Source organism: Shewanella sp. 11B5 (assembly GCF_002836795.1).
Lineage (GTDB): Bacteria > Pseudomonadota > Gammaproteobacteria > Enterobacterales > Shewanellaceae > Shewanella > Shewanella frigidimarina.
The window spans coordinates 1-3,721 of the sequence record NZ_PJAP01000627.1 but is presented as its reverse complement, the minus strand read 5'-3'; the positions used below and the strand labels follow the sequence as shown (position 1 = coordinate 3,721).

Below are 3,721 nucleotides of genomic sequence, written 5' to 3'. Positions count from 1 at the left end.
GGAAATTTCCATGGCCAATGCACTCGCGCAACTCAAATCATTCACGACCATCGTTGCTGATACCGGCGACATAGAAGCTATTAAACGTTACCAGCCTGAAGATGCAACAACCAACCCATCACTCATTTTAAAAGCCTCGCAGATCCCTGAATATGCTTTTCTTATCGAGAATGCTATCGAATGGGCTAAAACTCAAAGCCACAGTATTGAACAACAAATTGAAGATGCAGGTGACAAGCTTGCTGTGAATATTGGCGTAGAAATTTTAAAGCTAGTGCCAGGTCGTATCTCAACAGAAGTCGATGCCCGCTTATCATTTGACAAGCAACGCTCAATCGACAAAGCGCACAAGCTAATCAAATTATATAAAGATGCCGGAATTGATAAATCACGTATTTTGATCAAATTAGCTTCTACTTGGGAAGGTATTTGCGCAGCAAAAGAACTTGAACAAGAAGGCATCAATTGTAATCTAACATTGCTATTTAGCTTTGCTCAAGCAAGAGCTTGTGCTGAAGCTGGCGTATACCTTATTTCGCCTTTTGTGGGTCGCATCTTAGATTGGTATAAAAAAGATACAGGTCAAGATTACACTGCAGAAACCGATCCTGGTGTTGTCTCTGTTACTGAGATTTACAACTACTACAAGCAGAACGGTTATAACACAGTTGTTATGGGTGCAAGTTTCAGAAATATCGGTGAGATTATCGAATTAGCCGGTTGTGATCGTCTAACGATTGGACCAGCATTGTTAGAAGAATTAGCCAATACTGATGTAGAAATTATCCAGAAATTGGTTGCAACGCCAGCAACACAGTCTGCTCCAGCTGCGTTAACTGAAGAACAATTCCGCTGGGCATTTAACGAAGACCCAATGGCAGTTGATAAGTTAGCAGAAGGCATTCGTAATTTTGCCATCGATCAAGGCAAACTAGAAGTTATGCTAAAAACAAAATTAAGCTAGTTGGAGGCTTTACTCGTGACTACACTGACACAAAGCACGACTTGGAAGGCGCTACAAACCCATTCAAGTCAACTACCTCACATGCGCGAATTATTTGCCCAAAACCCACAACGTTTTGAGCAAATGAGCGTTGCGGCTTGTGGTCTGTTTTTAGATTACTCTAAAAACCGTGTGAACGATGAAACACTTAAGCTGCTATTCTCTCTCGCTAAAGAAGCAAAACTGAGTGAAAAAATTACTGCAATGTTTAATGGTGATGTGATTAACAACACCGAACAGCGCTCAGTATTGCACACTGCATTACGCAGTAAAGCAACTCAAACGATTATTGCTGAAGGAGCGAATATCGTTCCTGAAGTGCAACAAACATTAGCTAAAATGGCTAAGTTTGTTGGCTCTGTGCAATCAGGCGAGTGGAAAGGTTATACCGGTAAAGCGATTACAGATATCGTCAGTATCGGCATTGGAGGTTCATTTCTTGGACCTAAAATTGTTTCACAAGCGCTTAGACCATATTGGCAAGAAGGACTTAATTGCCATTTTGTTGCCAACGTAGATGCGACATCTATTTGTGAAAAATTAAAAAAACTCAATGCTGAGACCACATTGTTTGTGATGTCGTCAAAATCATTCAGTACTCAAGAGACTCTAACCAACACCCTTAGCGCTAAAGATTGGTTTTTAGGCCAGGGTGCAAGCCAACAAGATGTGGCTAAACACTTTGTTGCAGTAACATCTAATGTAACAAAAGCCACTGAGTTTGGTATGGACGCAAACAACATATTCCCAATGTGGGATTGGGTTGGCGGACGCTACTCATTATGGTCAGCCATTGGTTTACCTATTGCGCTACTTGTTGGTATGGATAACTTTACGGCCTTGTTAGATGGCGCGCATCAAATGGATCAACATTTTGCTGATACGCCTATCGAACAAAACATGCCAGTCATCATGGCTATGTTGTCAGTATTGTATGGTAATTTTCATGGTGCTCAATCACATGTCATTTTAACCTACGATCATTACTTACGTGGTCTTCCAGCTTATTTCCAACAACTCGACATGGAAAGTAATGGTAAATCAGTGACTCTCGATGGTACTGACGTCGATTACAGCACCGGTCCCGTTATTTGGGGCGGTGAAGGCACTAACGGTCAACATGCATACCACCAGTTACTACACCAAGGCACTGCACTTATTCCTGCTGACTTTATTATGCCGCTGCAAAGTCATAATCCGTTGGGTGAACATCATGACCAACTTGCATCAAACTGCTTTGGACAAACCCAAGCCTTAATGCAAGGTCGTACCTACGATGAAGCACTTGCTGAGCTAAGTAATAGCAAGCTTGATGAGCAACAAAAGCCGCTTATAGCCAAACATAAAGTAATGGTTGGTAATAAGCCAAGTAATACCTTATTGATGGATAAGCTAACGCCAACAACATTAGGTGCGTTAATCGCGCTATATGAGCACAGAACCTTTGTTCAGGGTGCTATATGGCAGATAAACTCATTTGATCAATGGGGTGTAGAGCTAGGTAAGCAATTAGGCAATGATGTGCTTGAACGAATTGGTGCAGACCACGATGCTACCGATTTAGATGGATCGAGCAATGCATTAGTGAACCTATACCGTAAAGGTAAGCTATAAAACAAAAACTAGCCTTGAATAAAAACCTCAGCTTGCTGAGGTTTTTTTATGCGTTTTTGATATCGAATTCACTAAATTGTGATTTATTAGTAACGTAAATGCAACACAACTATTGCACCCTATAGCTGAAATATGGTACTTATTTGTGCAGAGACATCATAATAACAAGGGAGGTTACCATGGATCGATTAGACTATGGTGGTGCGCTAGACGAAGTTGTTGAAAGACCAACCCGTTCAAAAAGCTCGTCAAAAAAACGCAAATGGCGTGAAATTGAAGCCATTAAGGATAAGCAGCGTTTACTCAAGGAATTGCAAGATATTGATGATTCATTCGATTTCGACGTTAATACACTAGTGCTTTAATTAGATCCCATCACACTTAACCGTAAAATCGATTAGAAGAGCGCATAATGCGCTCTTTTTGTTTGCCAAGATTTATAGCTTGCCTATGCAATGCACATCATAGCCCTCTAGCCCAAGGGCAATAACATCATTTATTATCTGCATGTTCAATATAGGTCCGTAAATCTTCAAAAATCGTTTTATCATTATCATTAAATAACGGATCTTCAATTAACCGATTTTGACATAATACGGTTATTTTTTGCCAATCGTTACTATCTAATGCCTTAACAAAATTCGGAAAGACTTCTCGTTCTTCATACTGCATATGCAATTGTTGTAGTTCAATATATTCTTTTAGATCGTTAATGAGCTTGTCGCGCGAGATAACCACATCCGAAAGAATCATATTCAAGCTATAAACTAAAGCACCCGATGCCTCAGCCAAACGATGATGTTCATTATAAAGTTGGCCACAATTCGCTAAACCCGTTTTATTACTGTAATAATCGAAAATAATATCTTCCAACGGGTGATGACTATGCTCAGCATAGCCTTGCATATACTCAACGATATCCCTAACCAGATTAAAATTAACTCCGTTACCTTCAGCCAATCGAGTCAATTTATTCGAAAGGATATTCAACAAAATGGCAATATGCTTATGATCGCGCATTAAACGTTGCAACATAACCTTCTCCCGTCATCTATCTACAAAACACCAATGTATAAATAATAGCCAATAATGAGTCTTTTACTA

The 3,721-nt window shown here is 40.0% G+C and carries 4 protein-coding genes; 3 read left to right on the top strand and 1 reads right to left on the bottom strand.

Annotated elements, in window-relative coordinates; translation table 11 throughout:
- Positions 1-10 precede the first annotated feature (10 nt).
- From tal to CXF78_RS14460, 3 genes are all read left to right on the top strand, one after another.
- On the top strand, positions 11-964 hold the full coding sequence (gene tal / locus CXF78_RS14470; RefSeq protein WP_059744070.1) for a transaldolase: 954 nt from the start codon (positions 11-13) through the stop codon (positions 962-964).
- 15 nt (positions 965-979) lie between these two features.
- Positions 980-2,617, top strand: a complete 1,638-nt coding sequence (pgi, locus tag CXF78_RS14465; protein WP_102037199.1) for a glucose-6-phosphate isomerase — start codon at positions 980-982, stop codon at positions 2,615-2,617.
- A 179-nt stretch (positions 2,618-2,796) separates the two neighbouring features.
- Positions 2,797-2,982, top strand: a complete 186-nt coding sequence (locus tag CXF78_RS14460) for a DUF3545 family protein (RefSeq protein WP_011638350.1) — start codon at positions 2,797-2,799, stop codon at positions 2,980-2,982.
- A gap of 127 nt (positions 2,983-3,109) precedes the next feature.
- Here the strand turns inward: CXF78_RS14460 and CXF78_RS14455 are convergent, their stop codons facing one another.
- Entirely contained in the window at positions 3,110-3,652 is a 543-nt protein-coding gene (locus CXF78_RS14455) for a hemerythrin domain-containing protein (RefSeq protein ID WP_102037198.1), read from the bottom strand.
- Between the last annotated feature and the right edge of the window lie 69 nt (positions 3,653-3,721).